Source organism: Ensifer sp. ENS09, assembly GCF_014852425.1.
Taxonomy (GTDB): domain Bacteria; phylum Pseudomonadota; class Alphaproteobacteria; order Rhizobiales; family Rhizobiaceae; genus Ensifer.
The window spans coordinates 512,236-531,067 of sequence record NZ_JACVBP010000001.1 but is presented as its reverse complement, the minus strand read 5'-3'; the positions used below and the strand labels follow the sequence as shown (position 1 = coordinate 531,067).

The 18,832-nt window shown below is 62.8% G+C and carries 16 protein-coding genes; 7 read left to right on the top strand and 9 right to left on the bottom strand.

The features are described from left to right. Positions 1-20: 20 nt before the first annotated feature. Positions 21-1,091 (bottom strand): GGDEF domain-containing protein, encoded by a 1,071-nt coding sequence (locus IB267_RS02615; RefSeq protein ID WP_192446278.1) that lies wholly within the window; start codon positions 1,089-1,091, stop codon positions 21-23. Positions 1,092-1,283: 192 nt separating this feature from the next. Then, positions 1,284-2,675 carry a class II fumarate hydratase gene (fumC, locus tag IB267_RS02610; RefSeq protein ID WP_043616470.1) on the bottom strand — a complete coding sequence of 464 codons (1,392 nt, stop codon included), beginning with the start codon at positions 2,673-2,675 and terminating at the stop codon, positions 1,284-1,286. A gap of 510 nt (positions 2,676-3,185) precedes the next feature. Here fumC and IB267_RS02605 point away from each other — a divergent pair. Then, positions 3,186-5,078, top strand: coding sequence for a murein L,D-transpeptidase (locus IB267_RS02605; protein ID WP_192446277.1), 1,893 nt, complete (start codon positions 3,186-3,188; stop codon positions 5,076-5,078). A 40-nt stretch (positions 5,079-5,118) separates the two neighbouring features. Here the strand turns inward: IB267_RS02605 and IB267_RS02600 are convergent, their stop codons facing one another. Then, entirely contained in the window at positions 5,119-5,793 is a 675-nt protein-coding gene (locus tag IB267_RS02600; RefSeq protein WP_192446276.1) for an HAD family hydrolase, read from the bottom strand. 225 nt (positions 5,794-6,018) lie between these two features. Here IB267_RS02600 and rpiA point away from each other — a divergent pair, with 225 nt between their 5' ends. The 3 genes from rpiA (at position 6,019) to gor (ending at position 8,962) form a co-directional block, all read left to right on the top strand. Beyond that, complete coding sequence (gene rpiA, locus IB267_RS02595; protein WP_192446275.1) at positions 6,019-6,714, top strand: ribose-5-phosphate isomerase RpiA; 696 nt, start codon at positions 6,019-6,021, stop codon at positions 6,712-6,714. 119 nt (positions 6,715-6,833) lie between these two features. Continuing rightward, the gene (locus IB267_RS02590; RefSeq protein ID WP_043616419.1) at positions 6,834-7,382 is read left to right on the top strand and encodes a DUF2059 domain-containing protein; all 549 of its coding nucleotides are present in this window, start codon (positions 6,834-6,836) and stop codon (positions 7,380-7,382) included. A gap of 191 nt (positions 7,383-7,573) precedes the next feature. Continuing rightward, complete coding sequence (gor, locus tag IB267_RS02585) at positions 7,574-8,962, top strand: glutathione-disulfide reductase (protein ID WP_192446274.1); 1,389 nt, start codon at positions 7,574-7,576, stop codon at positions 8,960-8,962. Between the two features lie 6 nt (positions 8,963-8,968). Here the strand turns inward: gor and IB267_RS02580 are convergent, their stop codons facing one another. After that, positions 8,969-9,832 carry a LysR family transcriptional regulator gene (locus IB267_RS02580; protein ID WP_192446273.1) on the bottom strand — a complete coding sequence of 288 codons (864 nt, stop codon included), beginning with the start codon at positions 9,830-9,832 and terminating at the stop codon, positions 8,969-8,971. A gap of 153 nt (positions 9,833-9,985) precedes the next feature. Here IB267_RS02580 and IB267_RS02575 point away from each other — a divergent pair, with 153 nt between their 5' ends. The 3 genes from IB267_RS02575 (at position 9,986) to IB267_RS02565 (ending at position 12,527) form a co-directional block, all read left to right on the top strand. After that, positions 9,986-10,360, top strand: a complete 375-nt coding sequence (locus IB267_RS02575) for a hypothetical protein (protein ID WP_192446272.1) — start codon at positions 9,986-9,988, stop codon at positions 10,358-10,360. A 209-nt stretch (positions 10,361-10,569) separates the two neighbouring features. Continuing rightward, positions 10,570-11,943, top strand: a complete 1,374-nt coding sequence (locus IB267_RS02570) for a class II 3-deoxy-7-phosphoheptulonate synthase (RefSeq protein ID WP_043616467.1) — start codon at positions 10,570-10,572, stop codon at positions 11,941-11,943. Positions 11,944-12,128: 185 nt separating this feature from the next. Further along, a complete protein-coding gene (locus IB267_RS02565; RefSeq protein WP_192446271.1) occupies positions 12,129-12,527 on the top strand; it encodes a GFA family protein in 399 nt (132 codons plus the stop codon). A gap of 3 nt (positions 12,528-12,530) precedes the next feature. Here the strand turns inward: IB267_RS02565 and IB267_RS02560 are convergent, their stop codons facing one another. The 5 genes from IB267_RS02560 to IB267_RS02540 form a co-directional block, all read right to left on the bottom strand. Further along, entirely contained in the window at positions 12,531-13,448 is a 918-nt protein-coding gene (locus tag IB267_RS02560; protein ID WP_192446270.1) for a hypothetical protein, read from the bottom strand. Positions 13,449-13,629: 181 nt separating this feature from the next. Next, on the bottom strand, positions 13,630-15,363 hold the full coding sequence (locus IB267_RS02555; protein ID WP_246810534.1) for a TadG family pilus assembly protein: 1,734 nt from the start codon (positions 15,361-15,363) through the stop codon (positions 13,630-13,632). A gap of 1 nt (position 15,364) precedes the next feature. After that, on the bottom strand, positions 15,365-15,787 hold the full coding sequence (locus IB267_RS02550) for a TadE/TadG family type IV pilus assembly protein (RefSeq protein WP_192446269.1): 423 nt from the start codon (positions 15,785-15,787) through the stop codon (positions 15,365-15,367). A gap of 285 nt (positions 15,788-16,072) precedes the next feature. Then, positions 16,073-16,621: a DUF1003 domain-containing protein gene (locus tag IB267_RS02545; protein WP_192446268.1), complete on the bottom strand. Its 549-nt coding sequence runs from the start codon at positions 16,619-16,621 to the stop codon at positions 16,073-16,075. A gap of 183 nt (positions 16,622-16,804) precedes the next feature. Beyond that, positions 16,805-18,736: an LTA synthase family protein gene (locus IB267_RS02540; RefSeq protein ID WP_192447157.1), complete on the bottom strand. Its 1,932-nt coding sequence runs from the start codon at positions 18,734-18,736 to the stop codon at positions 16,805-16,807. Positions 18,737-18,832 lie beyond the last annotated feature (96 nt).

Below are 18,832 nucleotides of genomic sequence, written 5' to 3'. Positions count from 1 at the left end.
TACGAAGGCGTTGCCGCTTCTCAGCGGCGATAGATCAGCCAATTGCGGCCGGATTCCTTGCGCATGCCGTCTTCGAAGAGAACCGTCTTGTTACGGCCCGCGTTCTTGGCCGAGTAGAGCGCGATGTCAGCCTTGTTGTAGAGGTCCACCGGGTCTTCGGCGGCCGTCGCCATGCAGACGCCAACGGACAGCGTGATCGGGCCGTAATTGACGCCGGTCTTGGAATTGCGGAAGGCCGTCGCGGCCAGTACGGTGCGGATGCGGTCGGCAATCTGAAGGCACTCTTCCTGGCTGCTGTCGCCGAGGATGATGGCGAATTCCTCGCCGCCGGTGCGCGCGACGAAAGCCTCGCGGCGCAGATTGGCGCGTAGCACGCCGCCGACGGTCGCCAGGATCTTGTCGCCGACCGGATGGCCGAAGGTGTCGTTGACCTTCTTGAAGTGGTCGATGTCGGCAACGAGCAGGCCGGTGAAGTTTCTCAGGTGCTCGTTGTTGTAGACAGCCGCCAGATTGTCGTCGAAGGCACGGCGGTTGGCGAGCCGCGTCAGCGAATCGGTGTTGGCGATGCGCTTGTATTCATCGAGTTCCTGACGGATGACCTCCATCTCGAAGGACTTCTGCACGACGGTCTCGACGCGTTCCTTGCCCTGGCTCATCGTCTCGGCCGTCGCATCGGTCAGAATGCCGATGGCGTGGCGCAGGATATCGGCGCTCGATGCGCTCTTGCTGACGATGTTGACATAGGCTTCGTCGAGAACCTTGTTGTAGTTCTCGAGTGCGTATTGCTCGTCGCGCAACAGGGTCACGAGTTCGGCAAGCTTGGCGGCAAGCGTGGTGTGGGCGCGCTCGATGCCGGTGGAGCGATGGATGTGGCTGAAATACTGCGCACCGATCGCGTCCAGTTCCTCCTGGGTCGCGCGGCTGCCGAGTGCGGCCAGTTCCTTCGACAATTGCGGATTGGAGCCGAGATAGGCTTCGTAATAGAGCTCGTAATTGCGGGGGATGGGCGCCACGCCCATCATGCGCATCGCATGGGTTACCTGCGCTGCGATATCGGGCGTCTGAGCCTTGCCCGAGCTTCCCGTTTGCATGTGCAAACCCCCTAATATGAAACGCTGCTTATCGGTCATTATTTTTAGGGGCAAATGATTTGCGAAGTCTTAATATTTGCCGCCGTCGCGCCGCCGCATCGTGACCGATCGCGGCAGGTTTTGCCGATCGACAGTGCGTTCGCGACATCAAGGCCACGGCGCCGCGGAGGCGCCGTGGTGTATCAAAATGGATCAGGCCGGGCTGATCATCGTTTCCGGACGAACGACGGCGTCGAACTCTTCGTTCGTCACATAGCCGCCGCCGACCGCTTCTTCGCGCAGCGTCGTGCCGTTCTTGTGCGCGGTCTTGGCGATTTTGGCGGCGTTGTCGTAGCCGATCTTCGGAGCGAGCGCCGTCACCAGCATCAGCGAGCGGTCGAGCGCTGCCTTGATGTTGTCTTCGCGGGCCTCGATGCCGACGACGCAATTGTCGGTGAAAGACACGGCCGCATCGGCGAGCAACTGAACCGACTGCAGGAAGTTGTAGGCCATCAGCGGGTTGAAGACGTTGAGTTCGAAATGGCCCTGGCTGCCGGCGAAGGTGAGCGCGGCGTGGTTGCCGAAGACCTGGACGCAGACCTGGGTCAGCGCTTCGCACTGGGTCGGGTTGACCTTGCCCGGCATGATCGACGAGCCCGGCTCGTTTTCCGGCAGCGACAATTCGCCAAGGCCCGAGCGCGGGCCGGAGCCGAGGAAACGGATGTCGTTGGCGATCTTGAAGAGCGCTGCGGCCGTCGCGTTGATCGCGCCGTGGCTGAAGACCATGGAATCATGGGCGGCGAGCGCTTCGAACTTGTTCGGCGCGGTCGTGAAGGCGATGCCGGTGATCTTGGCGATCTCTTCGGCGACCTTTTCGGCAAAGCCGACAGGTGCGTTGAGGCCGGTACCGACGGCCGTGCCGCCCTGGGCGAGTTCGCAAAGGCCCGGCAGGGTCATTTCGATGCGCTTGATCGAGGAGGCGACCTGCGCCGCGTAGCCGGAGAATTCCTGGCCGAGCGTCAGTGGCGTTGCATCCTGGGTGTGGGTGCGGCCGATCTTGATGATGTGGTCGAAGGCCTTGACCTTGGCTTCGAGCGCCTTGTGCAGGTGCTTCAGCGCCGGCAGCAGGTCATGGATGACGCGCTCGGCGCAGGCGATGTGCATCGCCGTCGGATAGGTGTCGTTTGACGACTGGCTCATGTTGACGTGGTCGTTCGGATGCACCGGCTTCTTCGAGCCCATGACGCCGCCCATGAGTTCGATGGCGCGGTTCGAGATGACCTCGTTGGCGTTCATGTTCGACTGGGTGCCGGAGCCGGTCTGCCAGACGACGAGCGGGAAATGGTCGTTGAGCTTGCCGTCGATCACTTCCTGCGAAGCCTTGACGATCGCATCGGCTACGGTCGAGTCGAGGCGGCCGAGTGCCTGGTTGGTGCGGGCGGCCGCCTGCTTGACGATGCCGAGCGCCCGGACGATCGAAGCCGGCTGCTTTTCCCAACCGATCTTGAAGTTGCCGAGCGAACGCTGGGCCTGAGCGCCCCAATAGCGGTCGTTCGCCACTTCGATGGGGCCGAACGTATCTGTTTCCGTGCGCGTCGATGTCATCGTGATACCTGCCTTGATCATGCGGTTCATGAAGCCTGGGCGAGGGGCCGTGTGGCGGATCTCTCCAGGGTGCCGGGCCTCTCTCTGCCCCGACGGCCGGAGCTTGTAAAGGGGCGGGCCCGGGCTGGCTATGCTACAATCGTTTGAAACCCCACGGGCGTGGCGGGTCCACGCTGCGCCACCGTGATTCGGTCTCTGCCGAGCCTCCGGCAGCGTTGTGATGTTTCGGTCACAGACGCCATCTTCTTTTCCGGCGACGATCGCCTGCCGCTGCCGGCGCAAGCGCGCATGCCGAAATAAAATCCATTGGGATCAAATTTTTATCGCTCTCCCTACGTCTTTAAAATGAGGCGTTCGGGAGATTTTGACAGGAGGTCCGACGGCGATCAGTGCCGGCGCGTTTCCTTTTCATTCACCATCCTTTTCTATAACTTTTAGCGCACGAGGGCGTGGCGAGAATCTGGCTTCAGCCGAATTCGGCGACAACGCGATACGGGGACGTAGTTTCATATGAGAGTTCTTAAGACGGCAGCGATCGTAGCGCTCATGAGCGGCTGTGCGATCGCGACCATGGACGCGCGGCCGGCTTCGGCCTTCACACTTGGCGATTTCATCCGGGCAGGCCGGAAGAAGCCGGAAACACAGCAGGCCCCGACCAACGAGGCGCTTCCCGGCGTCGGGGCGATGGTCGATCCGCAGCAGCAGGCGGCCAAGCCGCTGCCGAAAATCACCGGCCCGAAATACTATACCTACAAGGCCGAGCCGCTGCGCCGGATCGCAACCGACAAGTTGCTCGATCCCTTGGTTACCGGTTCCGTGCGCAACGACGCGCTGCCGCCGATGCTGCGTACGCCGTTGGCCGATGCGCGCCAGTTCCTTCCCAGCATCAACGTGCGTGCCTCGGGCGATGTCGCAAAGGCGGTCGAAGCCCATTACGGCGCCCGCATGGACTACATCTGGATCGGCGCTGAAGGCGTCAATGCCAAGGCGAAGGCGGCGGTTGCCGTTCTCGCCGACGCCGCCAAGGTCGGCCTCGATCCCCAGGATTATGCCGTCAGCGTGCCCTCCGACACTTTCGACCGCGGCGACATGATCGCCCGCGAAAAGGAGCTGGTGCAGTTCGAGATCGCGCTTTCGGCCGCGACGCTCAGCTACGCGCAGGACACCGTGCGCGGCCGCATCGATCCGAACAAGATCTCCGGCTACCACGACTTCAAGCGCAAGACGGTGGAGCTGCTGCCGCTTCTCGATAAGATGTCGGCAAGCAGCGACGTTGCCACGTTGTTGAATGAGCAGAGCCCAAAGAGCGCGCAGTTTGCCGCTCTTTCCGCGGAACTAGCAAAACTGCGCGCCGAACAGGGTGTCGAGCAACGCGTCGAGATCGCGCCCGGCACGTTGCTGAAGCCGGGGCAGAGCAATCCCGAACTCGCAAACATCATCGCGGGTATCCGGCTCAAGGGTTCGGAAAAGCTGAAGACAGACCATGCTACGGTTCTTGCCGCCTACCAGGGCACACCGGACTATACGCCGGAACTGGTCACGGTGGTCGAGGCGTTCCAGCAGGAGCACGGGCTCAAGGCCGACGGTGTTGTCGGCCAGGCGTCGCTTCGCATCCTGACCGGCGGCGACACGGTCGCGGCCAAGATCAACAAGCTCGAGATCGCCATGGAGCAGGCGCGCTGGCTGCCGGATGGTCTCGGCGACCGCTACGTCTTCATCAACCAGCCGGCCTTTACCGCCACCTACGCCGACAAGGGCGCCGAGCAGTTCTCCATGCGCGTCGTCGTCGGCTCCAAGGCGAACCAGACCTACTTCTTCCAGGACGAGATCCAGACGGTCGAGGTCAACCCCTACTGGGGCGTGCCGCAGTCGATCATCGTCAACGAGATGCTGCCGAAGCTTAGGAGCGACCCGAACTATCTCGATCGCATGGGCTACCAGGTCGAGGTCGGCGGTCGCCCGGTCCCGTCCGCATCGGTCAACTGGAACGGCTCGACCGCATCGGTTGCTGTGCGTCAGCCGCCGAGCAGCGACAATGCGCTTGGCGAGTTGAAGATCCTGTTCCCCAACAGCCACGCGATCTACATGCACGACACACCGTCGAAGAGCTTCTTCAAGCGTGACAACCGCGCGCTCAGCCACGGCTGCGTGCGGCTTGCCGATCCGCGCCTGATGGCGGCAGCCGTGCTCGGCACGAGCGTTGACGATGTCGGCAAGGAAATCGCCGGCGGCCGCAACAAGGCGCTGCAGGTTCCGGTGAAGGTTCCGGTCTACGTTGCCTACTTCACGGCTTGGCCGAACAAGGACGGCGTGGTCGAGTACTTCAACGACGTCTACGACCGCGACATGTACATGAACCGGGCCTTCGACGCGACGCGCGGCGCGCGCCGGGCGGAAGGATAAGCAAGAAAAAGGCCGCTTCGAGCGGCCTTTTTCTTATCTGCTATTTGGAAAACAATCCCGAGACCAGATCCGGGGTCAGCTCGTCGAAGTGGCCGATGACGACGGTAGGGTCGAGGCTTTCGACCGGAACATCGGAGTAGCCGAAGGGAACCGCGATCGAGGGCACGGACGCATTGCGGGCGACGAGGAAGTCGTTGAGGCTGTCGCCGACCATCACGGTGCGAGTCGCCAGGCCCCCGGCATTGGAAACCGTGCGCAGCAGGTGGGCGGCATCCGGCTTGCGCACTTCGAAGGTGTCGCCACCGGAAATCGCGGCGAAGCGCTCGATCAGGCCGAGCCGTTCGAGCAGGCGCGTGGCGAGCTTTTCCGGCTTGTTGGTGCAGACGGCGAGCTTGAAGCCGGCACCGGACAGGCGGTCGAGCGCGTCGACGAGACCTGGATAGGGCAGCGAATCGCCCGGCATCGAGCCATGGTAGAATTCGACGAATTCCTTCAGCTGCCATTCCAGCACGTCTTCGGAGAGCGGCTTTTGCCGCATCGCGAAGGTGCGCTCGATCATAGCGCGGGCTCCGTGGCCGACGAGATGGGTAAGGTCGCCGTAGGTGACCGGCTCGACGCCGGCCTGGGTAACCGCATGGTTGAGGCTGGCGACCAGGTCTGGCGCCGTGTCGACGAGCGTTCCGTCGAGATCGAAAACGACAATGGGAGAAGACAAGGAGAAAACCTCTTGGCGCTGAAAACCGTTGTTGATCGGGTAGGCGAACTCATCGGCGATTGCAATGGCAAGCCGGCGCGGCAAAGCACGCGGAATCCTGAGTGCTGATTTCATTTTGGCTTTTGTTTGCGCCGTCGGGCGTGTAAGTGTCACAGCGGAAAAACGGGCGGCCGTTCGCTGATTGCGGCCTGCTGCCCGTGCGAATCACAAGGGAGCGACCGGCGCATGGACGCCCGCGAAATGAAGATCAAAGCCGCGGCCGCGGCGCTGGAATATGTCGAAGACGGCATGCGTCTCGGCATTGGCACGGGTTCCACGGCCGAGGAGTTTGTGCGGCTCCTGGCCGAGAAGGTCGCAGCGGGCTTTCGCATCGAAGGCGTTCCCACCTCGGAGCGCACGGCGCGGCTCTGCCTCGAACTCGGTGTTTCGCTGAAGTCGCTCGACGAACTGCCCGAACTGGATCTGACGATCGACGGCGCCGACGAGGTCGATGGCCAGTTGCGGCTGATCAAGGGCGGCGGCGGCGCGCTGCTGCGCGAAAAGATCGTTGCGGCCGCGTCCAAGCGCATGATCGTGATTGCCGACGAGACGAAGGTGGTCGACGTTCTCGGCGCCTTCAAGCTGCCGATCGAGGTCAATCCCTTCGGTCAGGTGGCAACGCGGATCGCGATCGAAAAGGTGGCTTCCCGCCTCGGGCTTTCGGGCGAAATCGCCGTGCGCCAGTCCCATGACGGCCCCTTCCTGACGGACGGCGGGCACCTCATTCTCGATGCATCTTTTGGCCGTATTCCTGATGCAGATGCGCTCGCGGGGGAGCTGAATGCCATTCCCGGCGTCGTCGAGCACGGGCTTTTCATCGGCATCGCTTCGCTGGCAATCATTGCCGGGCCGCAAGGGGCACGCACGCTGACTGCGTCCTGAGCCGGCTTCGCTGCCCCGTCAGGGGCAGGAGCGGTGAAGACAACAGGTTTCCATACATGCGGGCCTGGCGGCGGCAATCGCCCGGGCAGCATGCGACAAACACAGGAGCAAGGGTAAAAATGAACAAACTCGCAGGTCTTGTCCGCACTTTCGCTGCCACCGCGGTTCTGCTGTCCGCGTCCGTTCCGGCGGTCAAGGCCCAGGACGTCTCCGAAGACCAGATCAAGGCGGCGCGCGCGACGATCGCTGCTCTCGGCGTAACCAACAGCTTCGACAACATCCTGCCGAACCTGGCCGAGCGCCTGAAGAACACGCTGATCCAGGCATCGCCGAACCATCAGGAACTGATCACCGCGACCGTCGACGATAAGGCGCTGAGCCTTGCCGCCCGCCGCGCCGATCTCGAGAATGAAGCCGCGACGATCTACGCCAAGACCTTTTCGCTCGAAGAGCTGAACGCGATCACCGAGTTCTACAACTCGGCCGCCGGCAAGAAGCTCCTGAACGACGGCCCGATCGCCTCGCGCGAACTGCTGAAGGCCGCCGACATCTGGGCATCGGGCGTATCGCGCGACCTGACCCAGGAAGCCACCAAGTCGCTCGACGAGAAGGTCGGCTCCGCCCAGCCGGCAGCAGCCGAAGGCGCCGTTCAGGCGCCGGCCCAATAAGCTGTAGCGCTTAGCGCCTTCATCACGTTTCGAGGAGCCCGGAGCGATCCGGGCTTTTCTTTTGCCCGGAGGCTCCACTATATGTGCCTGCGACGCAGCCATCGGCTGCGCCCGGTTGCGTGTCGGCCAAGCATCGTTCGGCCCGCTTTTCAGATCGCCATTTCGGCCCGCTTGCTTTCAGGAGACTGCCCATGCCCGCTTTCGACTATGACCTTTTCGTAATCGGCGGCGGTTCGGGCGGCGTGCGCAGCGGGCGGCTCGCCGCAAGCCTCGGCAAGAAGGTCGCGATTGCGGAAGAGTATCGCTATGGCGGCACCTGCGTCATTCGCGGCTGCGTGCCGAAGAAGCTTTATGTCTACGCGTCTCAGTTTTCCGAGCACTTCGAAGACGCAGCCGGCTTCGGCTGGACAGTCGGCGAAAGCACGTTCGACTGGAAGAAACTGGTCGCCGCCAAGGAGCAGGAAATCACCCGGCTCGAAGGGCTCTACCAGAAGGGCCTCAACAATGCCGGCGCCGAAATCCTGCATACGCGCGCCGAGCTCGTCGGTCCGAACACGGTTCGCCTGCTCGACAGCGGCAAGACGGTAACGGCGGAACGCATCGTCATTGCCGTCGGTGGTCATCCGACCCCGCATGACGCGCTGCCGGGTCACGAGCACTGCATTTCGTCCAACGAAGCCTTCGACCTTGCGGAGCTGCCGAAGTCGATCCTGATCGCCGGCGGCGGCTACATCGCCGTCGAGTTCGCCAATGTCTTCCACGGCCTCGGCGTCGAGACGACGCTGATCTATCGCGGCAAGGAAATCCTGTCGCGCTTCGACCATGACCTGCGCCGTGGGCTGCATGTGGCAATGGAAGAGAAGGGCATCCGCATCCTTTGCGAGGACATCATTCAGTCCGTCGCGCTCGACGCCGACGGCAAGCGCGTCGCGCACACGATGAAGCACGGCGACATCGCCGCCGACCAGGTGATGCTGGCGCTCGGCCGCGTGCCGAACACCAGGGGCCTCGGCCTGGAGGCCGCCGGCGTGAAGACGGACGAGCGGGGCGCCATCGTGGTCGACGCCTTCTCGCGCACCAGCGCGCCCGGCATCTATGCGCTTGGCGACGTGACCGACCGTGTGCAACTGACGCCGGTCGCGATCCATGAGGCGATGTGCTTCATCGAGACCGAGTACAAGAACAATCCGGTGTCGCCGGACCACGACCTGATCGCGACCGCGGTCTTCTCGCAGCCGGAAATCGGTACGGTGGGCCTGACCGAAGAGGACGCGGCGCGCCGCTTCGACGAACTCGAAGTCTACCGTGCCGAGTTCCGGCCGATGAAGGCGACGCTTTCCGGTCGCAAGGAAAAGATGATCATGAAGCTGATCGTCAATGCCGCCGACCGCAAGGTGCTCGGCGCTCATATCCTTGGTCATGACGCGGGCGAAATGGCGCAGTTGCTCGGCATTTCGCTGAAGGCCGGCTGCACGAAGGACGACTTCGACCGGACGATGGCGGTGCACCCGACGGCAGCCGAAGAGCTGGTGACGATGTATTCGCCGTCCTATCGCATCCGCAAGGGCGAGCGGGTCTGAGCCGCCTCAGGCAGACGCTCCCGCAAACCGCGCCTCCTCGCGTTTAAAAAGATCGGCGAGACGATCGATGACCGTCCGGACCTCCGGACGGCGCCGGTCGTCGTCGTTTGCCGCGATCCACAACGGATGCGTCAGGTCCTCGATCAATCCGCCTTCGCGCTTAAGGAATGGATCTCCTTCGCCGACAAAGGCGGGCAGGACGCCGCGGCCGGCGCCGTTGCGGATCAGCCGCACGAGAAGGGCGGCACTGTCGGTCCACGTATGGATCTGCTGCTCGCGGTTTTCAAAGACCCATCTTTCCGCCGGCGAGCTGGCAACTTCGGTGCCAATCGATATCCAGGGAAAGTCCTCGCGCTCCGGCATGTTGCCGGCGCGATAGACGGCATAGGCTATGTCCACCGAGCGGCGCACTGCTACATTACCTGAGTGCGGCTTTTCGTGCAGGACGGCGACATCGGCCTCTCTGAAGGTCAGGTCGAGGCCGCGATGCGCGTGCTTGCAGCAGAAGCGAAAACCGTCGCCCGAGGCGCGGATGTCGGTTGAATGATCGGCGACGAAGCCGGCGAGCCAGGCATCGCTTGCGACCGACACGATCGGCAGGGCAAAGGCGTCGCGGTGCCAGTCGGAGATGTTCTCGGCGGCATTCTGCATGGCGCGGACATGTTCGAGAAGGATCTGGCCGTCGTGAGCGAGGCGATAGCCTTGCTGGCTGCGGATGAAGAGTACCCTTCCGGTCGCTCGCTCGAGTGCGAGCATGCGCCGGCCGATGGTCGGCGCGCTCAACCCCGTCCGCGTGGCAGCCCCGCTCAAGCCGCCCTCGGTCGCAACGTGATAGAACAGTTTCAAATCGTCCCAGGCTGCCTCGGCCATAAGTCCTCCATGGAGGTTACTGTCTCGTCCTAACGCGGAGCGTCCGCCTTGGCTTCCATTCGCGGATGAAAGACGTCTTTCAACGGTGCGCCTACAACGCTGCCGGCAAAGACATTAGGTCTCCCCCTGTCTCAAGGCAAAGGAGGCGAGACCATGTTTGAACATTGGGCAGTCATGTGGACGGTTCTGCAGCGCGAACGTCGCGACGGGGCACGCAACGGCCTGGATGATCCGCTCGACGGACCGGAGTGGCGCGGCCTGCACTGGGTGCTGCCGGTCTTCTCGTTCCTGCTTAACCGGCGCAGATCGGACGCGCGCTTGACGCGAGGGCCAGCCATTGCCGGCCGCAAGCAGCCGGGCACGATCATTGAACATACTGTCGCCGATCTCGGCGGCTGCGCCGGAGCACTAGGATGCCACTATCCCATTGAAACTGCGCATCGTTCTTTCGATATAGGGAGCAGGACTTTCGGGATCGTGCGCTCCCAGGACATATCGTTGCGCGCCGGGCGCCCTGCAAAGCAATGAATTCTGGTAGGATGGCTTTCCAAGCGTTTCCTTAACGTCTATAAGCCCGCATTCCGCGGCGTTTCCGGCTGGGCGGGCACGAGGCTTGGCCAAGTGACCGGGGCAGGGCCTGCGGATGGTGAGTGAAATTTCAGAATACCGGGCGGCCGCATTGGCCGTCAGGGCGTGACCCGCGCGGTTGGATCCGCGGCAGACAACAGGTGATCGAAATGGCACAGACTTGGACTCCAAACAGCTGGCGGCAGAAACCCATCCAGCAGGTGCCGGAATATCCGGACCTGGCAGCGCTTGAGGCGACCGAAGCGCGCCTCGCGAAGTATCCGCCGCTGGTGTTTGCGGGCGAGGCCCGTCGTCTGAAGAGTGCCCTTGCCAATGTTGCTGAAGGCCGCGGCTTCCTGCTGCAGGGCGGCGACTGCGCGGAGAGCTTTGCCGAGCACGGCGCCGACACGATCCGCGACTTCTTCCGCGCCTTCCTGCAGATGGCCGTCGTATTGACGTTCGGCGCGCAGCAGCCGGTGGTCAAGGTCGGCCGTATCGCCGGCCAGTTCGCCAAGCCCCGTTCCTCGGGTGTCGAGAAGCAGGGTGACGTGACGCTGCCGTCCTACCGCGGCGACATCATCAACGGCATCGAGTTCACCGAGGAAGAGCGTATTCCGAACCCGGAACGCCAGATCATGGCTTACCGTCAGTCGGCAGCGACGCTGAACCTCCTGCGCGCCTTTGCGATGGGCGGCTATGCCAACCTCGACAACGTGCACCAGTGGATGCTCGGCTTCGTCAAGGACAGCCCGCAGGCGGAGCGCTACCGCAAGCTCGCCGACCGGATCTCCGAAACCATGGACTTCATGAAGGCGATCGGTATCACCTCGGAAAACCATCCGAGCCTGCGCGAGACCGATTTCTTCACCAGCCATGAGGCGCTGCTGCTCGGCTACGAGCAGGCGCTGACGCGCGTCGATTCGACCTCGGGCGACTGGTACGCCACGTCCGGCCACATGATCTGGATCGGCGATCGTACCCGTCAGCCCGACCATGCGCATATCGAATATTGCCGCGGCATCAAGAACCCGCTCGGCCTCAAGTGCGGCCCGTCGCTGACGGCCGATGGCCTGCTGGAGCTGATCGACCTGCTCAACCCGGCCAACGAAGCCGGCCGCCTGACGCTCATTTGCCGCTTCGGCCATGACAAGGTCGCCGAGCACCTGCCGCGCCTCATCCGCGCGGTCGAGCGCGAAGGCAAGAAGGTGGTCTGGTCCTGCGACCCGATGCACGGCAACACGATCACGCTCAACAACTACAAGACCCGTCCGTTCGAGCGGATCCTGTCGGAAGTCGAAAGCTTCTTCCAGATCCACCGCGCCGAGGGTTCGCACCCGGGCGGCATCCATATCGAGATGACCGGCAACGACGTGACGGAATGCACCGGTGGCGCGCGTGCGCTTTCGGGCGACGATCTCGCCGATCGCTACCACACCCACTGCGATCCGCGCCTCAACGCGGACCAGGCGCTGGAACTCGCCTTCCTGCTCGCCGAGCGCATGAAGGGCGGCCGCGACGAGAAGAAGATGGTCGTCAACGGCTGATCTAAATCTCTGGCATCGTTCAGGTTTTCTGAACGTCGCTTGGATGCTTTGAATTTGACAATGCCGGGCCGGCTCTGGAAGTTGGCCCGGCATTTTCGTGTCTGGAGCAGGGCGCGGCGCGGGCTGTCGCTTGGGCCGGCGCGCTCCATGGCACGATCGAGGGATCGTGATCTTCAGGAGGGGCCATGCAGGACATTCATCACGGGGGCTGCCTTTGTGGCGCCATTCGCTTCAAGGCGCGCGGCGAGCTGCGCGAACTGATCTTCTGCCACTGCAGCCAATGCCGGAAGCAGACCGGGCTCTATTACGCCGCAACCAACGTCCAGGATCAGGACTTCGAACTGGAGGGGGCGGAGAACGTAACCTGGTACAGGGCCAGTGACAGCGCCAGCCGGGGCTTTTGCCGGCACTGCGGGTCGGCGATGTTCTGGAAGGCGGACGGTTCGGATTATACCTCGATCCTCGCGGGCACGTTCGACAAGCCGACGGTGCTGAAGCCCGGCTACCATATCTTCTGTGAAGACCAGGGCGATTTCTACGAGATCAAGGACGACCTGCCGAAATTCGCGGCCGGCCGCGTCTGAAGGTCAGGCCGGCGGGTTTGCCGCTCGCCGCTCGGCCTGTTCGAAGCCGTTGGCAAGGCCTGCAAGCTTGACCGCCTGCCACTGGCAATATTCCGCGATCAGCCGCTCGCTCAGCCAGAACAGGCCGCGCTGCCCTTCATCGGCTCTTCCAAGCAGGCCCAGGTCCTGGGCGCGGGTGAAGATGCGCCGAATATGGGTGTTCGAGATCATGTAATGCGTGGCGAGGTCCGAGAGGTTTGCCTCCAGCCACACCTTGCCGTCCACGGGGTCGAGACTCTTCGGCCGCGCCATCAGGTCGTCGAGCAGAAGGCCGCCGCACTCGGTCCACACGAACGCCGCGACCCCTTCCGGCGGTTCGGTCCACCGGCGGTCCGATAGCAGCAAGCGGGCGGCGATCGGCTGAGCGCGCTCGAAAACAGTGCGGTCGGCGTCGACGCGCGCGACACGGCATTGGCCGTCGAACCGATCGAGCGTTCCCATCTGGCTCATGAACCAGCGCAACATGGCGCCTTCGCTGATTTCCGTCGGCTCCAGCGGACGGATCTTCTTGCGCGCCCGCCCGCCATCCGCATCGCGCAGAAGCTTGTAGGTCAGGAGCTCGGCGATGAAGGCGGCGGCGGTGTTGCGGCTGGCGCCGCCGGTCTCGTGGATGAACTTGAGGAGGCGTGCGGTCGTAATCCCGGATTCGGGATTGCCGGGCTCGCGCTCGAGGTGAAGGGCGTAGACAGCCTGGCTGAGGGTCCATTTCTGGTGGGAGGCAACAAGGCGGGCGATACGGGGAAACGTGTCGTAGGCGGCCATCAGGTCGCGCGCGCTCGCCTGGAGCACGTTGCGCAATTCCGGATGACGAAGAAAACCTTCCGCTGTGAAGGCGAGCGAGCCATCCCGCGCAGCACCTTCCTGCTCTGCCACCACCCGCATCTGCTGCGCACACCCCCAATGCTCGCGCGGCCCGCCGAGGGCAGGGAACTCAAGGAACCCCGCCGGCCAGCTGCCAATCAGCTGTACCCTTCTAGCAGGGCTACCTTGTGCATAACGTGTCAGCAACTGAATTTGTTCAACGGGGCGTTGACGGTTGCCGCCGAGCGCTCCGTTGAAGGGACTACTGCACCAGCACCGGCGACTGGCACTTGACGCCGGTGACGCGCACATCGGCCTCGCCGACCCGCACGCCGACGAGCAGCAGAAGGTTGTACAGCAGATCGTCGACCGGCTTGGTGACGGCTCCGAGCGTCTGGGCCAGTGCCTGCTGCACGATGGTCGGGCTGCCGAGCGTCAGGAACAGAACCTGGATGTTCAGGTCGAGATTGTTGAGGAGCGTTTGCGTCGTCGAGGTCAGGATGTCCTTGGTCGAGACGGTCTTGATCGACCGGGCCGCAACTTCGGACGGGCTGAAGCTCAGGCGCGTCGGCTTGAGGTTCTGCGCCTCGACATGGGCGAGTGCATCGATCTTGACCACCAGCGCGTCGACGAGCTTGGCTCTTTGCACCCGGGCGTCGGACGAGAAGTTCGACAAGACGGCCGGATCGACGTCGCCGATGGCGATTTCGGCAATGCCGGGCACTGCGTCGACGCTGACCGAAGCATTTTCGGGCGTGCCGCCATAGCACCGAATATCGGCGAGCTTGGCTTCCGCATAGGCGAGCTCGACATAGATCGGCAGGCGGATGCGAATGCCGGCAAGGGCAGCCAGACCGTCGACGTTGACTTCGACGGCAAGGCGGGTCTGGGCCGTGCGTACCGCCGCACCAGGCGTGCCGAGGCGATGGCTCGGCGTTTCGACCGGCGGCTCGCCGATCGCGAGCTTGACCTTGGCAGATGCGATCCCCGGCAGGCCAGCCACTGCATTCAGCGCGATCTGGTTTTCGCCGTTTGCAATCGCGGCGGCGGCTGAGACGATCTGCAGCGCGCTCACCCGCATCGCCCAATCGGAGCCGGCGTCGATCTGCAGGCTCTTCTTCGGGTCGAGGTTGAGGATCTGCGCGAGCGTGAAGGTGCGCTTGTCGCTGGAGGTCGAAAGCTCGATGCTCTTGAGTGCGGCCGTGACCGTCCCGGACAGGCCCTGGACGAGCCGCATGGAGGCAAGCAGCTGCGGCATTGTCAGGTTTGCCTTCAGCACGTCCTCATAGGAGGCCGCCGTCAGGTTGAGCCTGGTCGCAATGATCTTCAGGAACGGCTGGATATCGATGTCCGCGTCGATGAGCGCCTGGTAATCCATCACCTTGAGCGAGATCGTCGTTCCGAGCATCTGCCCGAGGATTGAGTTGAGCAGCCCGTCATTGAGGCTTGCAAGGCGTGAGCCGACGGAGAAGGCGGCAATCTTCGAACTGGCTGCCGTGCCGTAGACGCTGAGGTCCGGCGCCTTGGTGAAGATCGAGGCGAGGAAGATGTCGCCCTTCCTTTCGAGCATGACCTGCACGGCATCCGTGGGCGTTGCGTCCTTGATGAAGCGCTGGCCGGCATCGACCGACGGATCGGGAACGTAGCGCCCGCGCGTCACGGTTGCGACGCCGTCAAGCTTGGCGGTGTTGATGTCACCGGGCGGCAAGGTCTTACCATCGATGGTCAACAACCCGTTCGGCGTCGACACGCCGTAGTTCAGGCCATTGTTGGCGAAGTGGTTGAGCACGGCCTTCTCCGCGGACGAGACGTTGGCCGCCGCCGCGATCGCGGCGAGATCGACCGTCGACTGCATTTCACGCTTCTGGACGGTGAGGTAGCCGTAGTCGATCGCCAGCGCCATGGACGTGATGACCAAGGGCATGGCCAGGGCGGCCGAGACGCCGATGTTGCCGCTACGTGCACGGGCGAGGGAGCGCATGGGATTCCACAGCATATCAAACCCCTCCGATGCGGATGGTTGCAAAGCGCTCGATCTGTTCGCTCGGCATGGCGAAGGTGAACAGGTTGAAGATCGGCAGGTCGCCGGCGTCGTATTTGATCCGGACGGTGAACTGGTTTGCGTTGTTGGCGTCGTCCTTGACGGTGACGCTCATGCGCGACGACTTGATGAAGGCCTGATCCATCGTCGTGCGACGGATATAGTCGGTCGCGAGCCGTTCACGCTCGGTTTCGGAGAGGCCGGCAATGGCCGTGCGGGCAGCATCGGCGGCGATCTGCTGAATGGAATGGGCGGCACTCAGATAGACGCCGTATGCGATCAGGGTCAGCACGCACATGAAGAAGAGCGGTGCTATTATTGCAAATTCTATCGCAGCGGCCCCGTCTCGGCCACCTAACAGGCGCTTGAAATTGGACATTGCAGCATCTCCGCGTACCCACGTTGCTGTATTTTTCGAATGTCCCTGCACCCCTAACGTGATCCTCAAATATTAATTTTTTCATACTCTGATAAGTTGTTGAATCCCAAGGCATTTCGCGTTTGTTGCAAAATGTGTATTCACAGTTGAATTAGGGTTTATGAAAATGAGCTAGTTTTCGCCCTGATGCGACGGCTGCGCGCGCCCCTTGTGCGGGCTCTGAGATGCGCGCAAAGGCTGCCGGTTATGTCGCCGGCAGGGAGTGCAGCTTGGGCGCATATCCGGTCACTGCCGTGCGGGCGGCGCGCGGTAATGTTCGAGCTGACGGTTGAGCGCCGCCAGGTCGGCGCGCAGTTCGGAGATCTCGCGCAGCAGCACGTCGTCGACCTTGTGATGCAGCGCGATCAACTCGACCTCCGATTTGAGATTGACTTCGTAATCCTTCGACGCGGCGAAGCGGTCGCGCTCGGCCTGGCGGTTCTGCGACATCATGATCACCGGCGCCTGCAGCGCGGCGAGCATCGAAAGCACCAGGTTGAGGAAGATGTAGGGGTAGGGATCAAACGCTCCGGTGATGAGCAGCACCGAATTGATCACGACCCAGCAGACGAGAAAGCCGCAGAAGCCGATGATGAAGCTCCAGGAGCCGCCGACCCGGGCGATATTGTCCGCGAGCCTGTCGCCGAAGGAGAGCCCGGCCGTAAACGCCGCGTGGGAATCCGTGGAAAGCGTCCGGCGATCGCGGGCGTGGGCGAGGATGCGGGCCTCGATCTCGCCCAGCTCGCTGATCGGCTTGCCGAAAAGCTGTTTCGAAATGTCGTTGAAATGCGGCATGGGGATCTCCGGTGTTGGCCGGATAAATCTAGGGCATGTCGCGCAAAAGTGCGCAGCGGTTTTGCTTTGCCCGCGTGCGATCCATCAAAAGCTTAAGGCATGGGGGGAATTCAGGCGTCAGCCAATACCGCCATGGCGGAAGGCGCGAAGCCGGACCGGGTGCGACCGGTCCGGCTTCTTGTTTCAGTGGGTTTCGGCAGCGCTTGCGAACAGGTCCGCGTGCGACTTGAAGAACCGGTCGGTCGAGAAGCGGTCGCCGAACATCATGTCGTGCTGCAGGAAGCGGTAGTCACGCAGCAGTGCCGGCACCTTCGGCTGGCGCGACCATTCGGCGACTTCCTTGCCGTTCTTGCGGATCAGCATGTAGCGGTCGACAACGCGGTACTGGTCGTACACCTTGCCGAGGAAACCGGTATAGTAGGGGTGCTCGTAACCGGACTGCTTGAGGATCTGGTAGGAGAGGAAGGCCGGGCTGATGGTGCCGACGTTCTTCTTCGGACCGGTCTTGTTCGACCAGACGACGAGCGGCGTTTCATGCTGCGCCTTCATCTGCTCCTTCGAACCTTTGCGTTCCGCCGTCACGCCCTTCATGAATCCGGTGCTGGTATAGACGGTGTTGAGCGGCGGCAGGTGGTCGCCGAAGAGCACGATGACCGTTTCGCGGTCGCGGTTCTTGGCCCAGTCCATCAGCTTCTTCAGGCTGTCGTCGGCTTCCTTGATGCCCTGGGCATAGGTGGCAAGCACCTGGCGGTCGGCTTCCGGCAGGTCGCCTTCGACCTTGATGGTGTTGTTGGCGTAGCGGTTGGCCTCGTAGGGGCCATGGCCCTGGAGCGTGACGGCGAAGAAGAAGAACGGATCGTCCATCGCGTCGGCCTGGCGGATGATCTCGTCGGTCAGAGATTCGTCCGAGGCGAAGATGCCGCGCTTCTGCATCGGCGGCATGTTCTCTTCCGACTTGAACATGTCGAAGCCGAAGGCCTTGTAGACGGCGGTCCGGTTCCAGAACCAGCTCTGGAACGGATGGATGGCGCGCGAGACATAACCTTCGCCACGGAAGAAGGTGGCAAGCGACGGGATCGGATTGCGGATGTACTGCTGGTACGGGATGCTGCCATAGGGCAGGAACGCGTTGGAGAAACCGGTGAGCGCCTCGAACTCGACGTTGGCGGTCATGCCGCCGAACTCCGGCGAGAAGACGTTGCCCGACTGCATTTCGCGGATCGTCGGCATCGGATCTGGCGACAGCTTGACGTTCGGCAGGCGGGTCGGATCCCAGAAGGATTCGCTCATCAGCACGATGACGTCGGGCTTGCCGCGGTGCGAGGTGCCGGCCGGCAGCGGCTTCACCGGGATGCGGTCGATCGCGTCGGCCATGTAACCGGCGGGCGCGCTGACATTGGCCATCGGCAGGTTGATGGCAAAGGCGAGCGCAAAGCCGTTGTGCTTATAGTTCTCGGTCTGGTCCCACATGATCGGGATGACCTTGAGGCGATCACGGATCCAGGAGAACTGGTTGTAATCCATGATGTTCCAGAAGGCGACGAGCAGCGGCAGCGCGAAGGCGAGGCGGGCCATGCGCTCGCGGGTCGTGAGCTTCGGGAAGGTGCGCCAGGCAAAGCGCAGCAGGAGGGCGATGCCAACGACGGCGACGACCAGGCCGACAGCGATGCCGACGGCCGTCCACGGACGGTCCTTCACCAGAACCGGCATCAGTTCCATGATCTGGCGACCGAACAGGAAATCGGTCGGATAGAGCGGATCGGACAGGAAGACCTGCTTCTGCTGGCAGACGACGGCGGGGATGATGGCAAGCGGCGCAATCACCACGGCAGACTTGTGCTCGCGACCGAAAATGCCGTCGACAGCGAGCAGGATCAGGAAGAAGGCGCCAACGGTCGTCAGCGCCGGGCGCGTCGGATCGAGCATGTAGGCGATGCTATCGGCAAGCGACTGACGCACGATCAGTTCGACGAGGAATACCAGAACGGCTGCGACGAAGAGGGAGAAGAATGCGCTGCGGGTGGCCGCGAGCGTCTTGGCGTGCCGTGTGGCGAAGCCCGGTCTATCGACATAGACACGTGAGCCTCTCGCAACCGCGGAATCGATACTGGCCAACATATTCTCCAATTTCATAAATGCGTCGTGTAACTGTCATACGCCCGTCATTTTGAACAGGGGATGAATGGTTTCTTAACGGACATGGAGGGTGGC